Annotated in this window: 7 protein-coding genes; 3 read left to right on the forward strand and 4 right to left on the reverse strand. The window is 71.7% G+C overall.

The window, feature by feature from the left end; all coding sequences use genetic code 11:
- Both AC2CHG_RS29290 and AC2CHG_RS29295 read left to right on the forward strand, forming a co-directional pair.
- Positions 1–230, forward strand: a 230-nt coding sequence (locus AC2CHG_RS29290; RefSeq protein ID WP_484526015.1) for a non-reducing end alpha-L-arabinofuranosidase family hydrolase, incomplete at its 5' end; no start/stop codon positions are given.
- Positions 231–412: 182 nt separating this feature from the next.
- The gene (locus tag AC2CHG_RS29295) at positions 413–706 is read left to right on the forward strand and encodes a DUF4287 domain-containing protein (RefSeq protein WP_135242464.1); all 294 of its coding nucleotides are present in this window, start codon (positions 413–415) and stop codon (positions 704–706) included.
- Positions 707–852: 146 nt separating this feature from the next.
- Here AC2CHG_RS29295 and AC2CHG_RS29300 read toward each other — a convergent pair whose 3' ends face one another.
- The 4 genes from AC2CHG_RS29300 to AC2CHG_RS29315 all read right to left on the reverse strand — a co-directional run bounded on the left by AC2CHG_RS29300 (position 853) and on the right by AC2CHG_RS29315 (position 5206).
- Positions 853–1374, reverse strand: coding sequence for an alpha/beta hydrolase (locus tag AC2CHG_RS29300; RefSeq protein ID WP_262016367.1), 522 nt, complete (start codon positions 1372–1374; stop codon positions 853–855).
- Between the two features lie 69 nt (positions 1375–1443).
- Positions 1444–3162 carry an arginine--tRNA ligase gene (argS, locus tag AC2CHG_RS29305; RefSeq protein ID WP_484526016.1) on the reverse strand — a complete coding sequence of 573 codons (1719 nt, stop codon included), beginning with the start codon at positions 3160–3162 and terminating at the stop codon, positions 1444–1446.
- A 271-nt stretch (positions 3163–3433) separates the two neighbouring features.
- Positions 3434–4492 carry a tryptophan--tRNA ligase gene (trpS, locus tag AC2CHG_RS29310; RefSeq protein WP_366626317.1) on the reverse strand — a complete coding sequence of 353 codons (1059 nt, stop codon included), beginning with the start codon at positions 4490–4492 and terminating at the stop codon, positions 3434–3436.
- A 270-nt stretch (positions 4493–4762) separates the two neighbouring features.
- Positions 4763–5206 (reverse strand): PRC-barrel domain-containing protein, encoded by a 444-nt coding sequence (locus tag AC2CHG_RS29315; protein ID WP_262016364.1) that lies wholly within the window; start codon positions 5204–5206, stop codon positions 4763–4765.
- 122 nt (positions 5207–5328) lie between these two features.
- Here AC2CHG_RS29315 and AC2CHG_RS29320 point away from each other — a divergent pair, with 122 nt between their 5' ends.
- Positions 5329–5580, forward strand: a complete 252-nt coding sequence (locus tag AC2CHG_RS29320) for an SCO4848 family membrane protein (protein WP_355514779.1) — start codon at positions 5329–5331, stop codon at positions 5578–5580.
- Positions 5581–6213 lie beyond the last annotated feature (633 nt).

Genomic DNA, 6213 nt, shown 5'->3' on the forward strand with positions numbered 1-6213 from the left:
GGACCCCGCAGGCCGCCACCGAGTCCAACCCGTTCGCCGGCAAGGCCAACAGCGGCGCCACCTGGACCAACGACATCAGCCACGGCGAACTCATCCGCACCACCGCCGACCAGACCTTCACCGTCGACCCCTGCAACCTCCAACTGCTCTACCAGGGCCGCTCCCCCAACTCCGGCGGCGACTACGGCCTCCTGCCCTACCGACCCGGACTGCTCACCCTCCAGCGCTGAGCGCGTACCCCGAGATCTGGAGAGCCCGGCCCGCGACCACGCGGGCCGGGCTCTCCGGCGTCTCGCCCGACGGCGATCGTTGCCCTGGAGGCAACGACGGTGGCCCGGTCCGTCGTTGATCGGAACCGCGCCGCCCGGGAGGGTGGAGGTTGTCACCACCTCCCGGACGAAGGGTTGGGCAGATGTCCTTCCAGGCATACCTCGACGCGATCGAGGACAAGACCGGCAAGACCCCGCGCACGCTCGTCGACCAGGCCAGGGAGCGCGGCTACGACGCCGCCGACGTGAAGGCCGCCGTGATCGTGGGCTGGCTCAAGGACGAGTACGGACTCGGCCGGGGACACGCGATGGCTCTGGTCCACGTGATCAGGAACGGGCCGAAGATCAGCGCCAAGCACGTCGGGTCCACCGGATCCCACCGCGACGACAGCGACACGCTGTGGCTGGACGGCAGGGCCGCCCGAGCCTCCGCGTAGCGGGGCGTGGACAGCGACGCCTATCGTTCGCCCCATGGGAGCGATCAAGCCGTGGCACATGTCCGTCCTGACGCTCTGCTGCCTGCTGCCGCTCATCGCGGCGGTGGCGGCGGTGGTGTGGACACGGCGGGGTCGCCGCTGACCCGTCACCGGCCGGCGGCGAACTCCTCCACCGCGGTGCAGACCCGCCCGAGCGCCTCGGCCGAGGCCGCCAACGGCCCGGGCACCAGCATCGAGTGGTCGGCGTCGGCGACCTCCACCACGTACGGCGTGAGCCGGCGCGCCACCGCACCATCCCAGACCTGATCGCCGGTGCCGCCGGCCAGCAGGAACGGCGCGGTGGCCCGGCCCAGTGGCTCCCGCACGGCGGGGTCGGTCAGCAGCGGCGTCAGCCAGACCGCCGGGATGCCCCGGTCGGCGGCGAGCGGCGCGGCGAAACTGCCGAGCGACTTGCCCACGAGCAGGTCCACCCCGGCGTCGAGGACCGGATCCAGCTGCTCGGCGACCCACTCCGGCGCGCTGTCGAGGCGCAGCTCGCCCAGCGACCGCCAGGTCACCTCGTGCACCTCGAAACCGAGCCGGCGCAACGCCTCCCCGATGTAGACGAAGAGCGGTCCCCGGGTGTCGTAGCCCCGACCCGGAGCGAGTACCGCGCGCCGATCCGCCATGATCGCCTCCCTAGCGTCCGATCGATGCGTCACGCTAACCGCCGCACGGGCTTCCGGTGGCCCCCGGTCTCACAACCGTTCCGGGGTACGGATGCCGAGCAGGTCCAGGCCCTGCCGCAGCACCCGCCCGGTCAGCTCGCACAACACGAGCCGGCTGTCCCGCAGCGGACCCTCGGCCCGCAGCATCGGGCAGCGTTCGTAGAACGCGCTGAACGCGACCGCCAGCCGGTGCAGGTACGCGGTCAGCCGGTGGAACTCCAGGGTGCCCGCCACCTCCTCGACCACCGCGGCGAAGCCGACCAGCTCGATGGCGAGCGCCCGCTCGGCCGGCTCGGCGAGCGAGACCTCCGCGTCCGGCCGCGCCGCCGCGCCGGCCCGCCGGAAGATCGACCGGACCCGGGAGTACGCGTACTGGAGGTACGGCGCGGTGTTCCCGTCCAGCGACAGCATCCGTTCCCAGTCCAGCACGTAGTCCTTGTGCCGGTCGCCGGACAGGTCGGCGTACTTGATCGCGCCGATGCCCACCGCGCGCCCCACAGCGGCGGCCTCCGCCTCGCCCAGCTCCGGATTGCGTTCCCGGGCCAGCGCGGTGGCCCGCTCCACCGCCTCGGTGAGCAGCCCGACCAGCTTCACCGACCCGCCGGCCCGGCTGCGCAACATCCGCCCGTCCGGGCCGAGGATCGAGCCGAACCCGACGTGCTCGGCCCGTGCCGGCGCGGCCAGCCAGCCGGCCTGCGCGCCGACCGCGAACACCATCTCGAAGTGCCGCCGCTGCGGCAGCCCGACCACGTAGAGCAGCCGTGTCGCGCCGAGCGTGCCGGTCCGGTGCCGCAGCGCGGCCAGGTCGGTGGCCGGGTAGCCGTACCCGCCGTCGGACTTGCGCACGATCAGCGGCAACGGCTCGCCGTCCCGGCCCACCGAACCGGGCGGGAACACGCAGTCCGCGCCGTCGCTGCGCCGCAGCAGCCCGAGCCGGTCCAGCTCCTCGACGGTCGGCGCGAGCTGGTCGTGGTAGCTGCTCTCGCCCCGGAAGTCGTCGCCGGTCAGGGTCACGTCGAGCAGGTCGTACACGGTCAGGAAGTAGCTCTCCGACTGCGTCACCAGCAGTCGCCACAGCCGCAGCGTCGCCGGGTCACCGCCCTGCAACGCCACCACCCGCTGCCGCGACCGCTCCCGGAACGCCTCGTCGTCGTCGAACTTCGCCCGCGCCGCCTTGTAGAACCCGTCCAGGTCACCCATCGACAGCTCCTGCGCCGCGCCGGTCTCGCCCAGGTCGAGCAGGTGCTCGATCAGCATGCCGAACGGTGTGCCCCAGTCGCCGAGGTGGTTGGCGCGCAGCACCCGGTGCCCGAGCCACTCCAGCGTCCGCGCCGCCGCGTCCCCGATCACCGTCGACCGCAGGTGCCCGACGTGCATCTCCTTCGCCACGTTCGGCCCCGAGTAGTCGACCACCACCGTCTCCGGCTCGGCCACCACGGGCACGCCGAGCCGCGGGTCGGCGGCCAGCGCGGAGACCATTCCGCCGAGCGCGTGCCCGGCCACCGTGAGGTTCAGGAAACCCGGACCGGACACCTCGACCGCCGCGCAGACGTCGGCCAGCGCCGCGCGCTCCCGTACCTCCGCGGCGATCTCCCGCGGCGGCCGGCCGAGCCGCCGGGCCAGGCCCAACGCCGCGTCGGACTGGAAGTCCGCGTGCTGCGAGCGCCGCACGGCCGGGTCCACCGGCCCGCCGGCGACCGCCGCGAACGCCGGCGCCAGCCGGTCGGTGAGCAACCTTTCAAGATCCATGAGTACGCCGATCTCGCTGTGGATCCGCCGCGCGGATCACCTGACGGGAACGCGACGGCGGAGCGAGGGCGATCGATGACGACCGGCGGCTCGATCCGCCGGTCGCAGGAGGGGAAGGCTCAGCGCAGGCGGTCGCGGGACCGCCGGCGTCGCAGCGCGCCGAGCCGGACGTCGGAGGACGTCATCGGGTACGCGTGCGAGCTGGCCATGCCGGCAGCGTAACCGGCCGGTCCGGGGTCGGCGCAAGCGCTTACCCCGGACCGGCTCGTCGTCACGCCGACGTGGCGACGGCCTTGCGGTAGCGCTCGGCCCGGCGCCGCACCTGGGTGTACGCGCTGCTCAGGCCCATCGCCCGGCGGACCTCGACGAGCGTGCGGCGCACCTGCTCGCGGGTCCGTTCGGTGCCGGTGACGATCAGCTCGTCGACCAGGCCGGGCTGCGCCTCGAAGCGGGCCCGGCGCTCCCGGATCGGGTCCAGGAACCGGTTGAGCGCCGTCGCCAGCGCCTCCTTGACCTCGACGTCACCGACCCGGCCGGCCCGGTAGCGGGCCTTGAAGTCCGCCACCTGCGCCCGGTCCTGGTTGAAGATGTCGTGGTACTCGAAGACCGGGTTCCCCTCGACCGTGCCGGGCACGTCGGCGCGGACCCGGTTCGGGTCGGTGTACATCCCCATCACCTTGCGGCGCACCGCCGCCGCGTCGTCGGAGAGCGCGATCGCGTTCCCCTTGCTCTTGCTCATCTTCCCGGCGCCGTCGGTTCCGACCAGCGTGGGCGTCTCCGACATGATCATGTCGGGTACCGGGAAGACCTCGCCGTAGAGGTGGTTGAACCGCCGGGCGATCTCCCGCGTCACCTCGACGTGCGCGGCGTTGTCCTTCCCGACCGGCACGACCTGCCCCTTCACGCAGAGGATGTCGGCGGCCTGGAGGACCGGGTAGCCGAGCAGGCCGTACGGCATCTCGTCCTTGCCGGCGTCCCGGGTCATCTCCTTGAGCGACGGCACCCGTTCCAGCCGGGGCACCGTGATCAGGTTCTGGAACAGCGTGTTCAGGTCGCCGACCTCGGGGATCGCCGACTGGAGGTAGAACGTGGCCCGTTCCGGCTCCACCCCTGCGGCCAGGATGTCGGTGACCATCTCGCGGGCGTTGTGCGCCACCTGCTCGATGTCCGCGCGGCTGTTGCGCGTGGTGAGCATGTGCAGGTCCGCGATGATGAAGAAGCTCTCGTAGCGCTGGTGCAGCCGCACCCGGTTGGCGATGCTGCCCACGTAGTGGCCGAGGTGCAGCCGCCCGGTCGGGCGGTCGCCGGTGAGCATGCGTGCAGAGGACATGGTCGTACGCCTTTCGTGCCGTTCGATGGCGGGGAGACGCGACCCGGGTGTCACCCGGGTCGGTGGAGCGGGCTCGTCAGAACGAGCGCCGCCATCGCCCGCCGGCGCGGAAACGGAGTCCGCCGGCACGGAGTACGTCGAGGATCTGCTCCCGGCCGTCGACAGCGTGGCCCGGGAGACCGCTACGGGTCTCCGGGAGGCAGCTGCGCGGCCGGACCATGACTGACACGGTAACCGCTCACCGGCCTGTGCCGCTGCCTCCTGCCGCGCTTACTGCTGTCGATAGCTCTCCGTGTAGTAGCTGCCGACCCGCTCCCGGTACTCCGGGTGCGCGAAGTGGTCCGCGTCGAACGCCGGCGACTCCTTCACCTGCTCGCGGGTGCGGTCCACGTGCACGACGCGCTCCAGGTGGTCGACCTGCGCCACAGTGCCGGCCGGCAGCAGCACCTTCTTCCCGAAGATCCACGGACCGGTGTCCACCACCAGGTACCGCGCGTCCGCGTCCTCGCTCGCCTCGTCGATGGAGCCGATCCGGCCGTCCGTCGCCTCCACCCGGTAGCCGGTGAGGTCGATCGGCGTACCCGGGCCGGGGGCGTCCGGGCCGTCGTCCGCCTCGCCGGCGCGCTGTTCCGGCACGTCTCCAGGCCGGGTCTGGTCGTACCCACCGGCCAGGGCGGACGGATCCCGCCAGGTCCACGGGTTGAACGGCTGCATCGGTGGCACCTCCGTCGAATCGGCTCGACGGAATCAGTGCCCCAGCGGCGGGAACGGAAACGCCTGCCGCGCCGACCGCGGGCCTGACCTGGGCGGACGGCGCGCTGGCATACTGGCCGACCATGGTCCTGTCACGTGGTTGGTCACTGTTCCTGGTCGCCGTCGGCGTCTGGACGTGGGCGATCTGGCCGAGGTTCGCGGTCGCCATCTGGAACGACGAGCGCGCCTGGTCGGCCGGCGTCGTCGGCGAGGGCAGCCCGACCGGATTCCTCTGGGTGCACGCCCTGCTGATCGCCGCGTCCCTGGCCATCGGCACGACTGTGGGAGTCCTGGGCATCAGAGCTTGGCGTGCCTCCCGCCGCCCCACCGCCTGACCCGCCCTCGCTTTCACCCCCGCCCCCTCCGTCTCCCCGGTGATCAAGGAGTTGGTGTCCGCAGACGGCTCGAATCGGGACGTCAACTCCTTGATCGACCAGAGCGGGACGGGTGTGACGCGCGCCGCTACCCCCCGATTTGACGATCAAACCTGAGGACGCGTAACTTTCTCTCTGCCAGCGCGGAACGGGGCAAACGGGACGAAAGCCCGGGAGCGCCGAACAGCGCTGGTAACGGGTCCGACCGAGACTGAGGTCTTGTGAGGACGCGGTCCGGGCGAGGCCCGCCGAAACGCCGCAGGGCGGATTTGGCGGAGCGGAACCGACCGGGTAAGGTTGTCGACCGGCAGGGAAACGGACGAGCTAGCGGGAAACCGCGGGCGGCCGGCCTGCCAAATCCGATGATCATCGCAGCGGGTGACTGCTGCGCGTGCTCAGCGGCGCCGACCCGTACGAAGCATGACAGACCGGGACACACGGTTTGACACGGCAGAGACGGTGAGGTAACGTAGTAAAAGTGCCCGGCGCGCGAGCGGCGGGTGAACGAACGAAATACCCCGGTCGGGGTTCCACGGTGTGGGGCTTCTGGTTGGTGTGTGGTTGTTCTTTGAGAACTCAACAGGGTGCTTGTAA

Source organism: Micromonospora sp. ATLC20 (assembly GCF_057196585.1).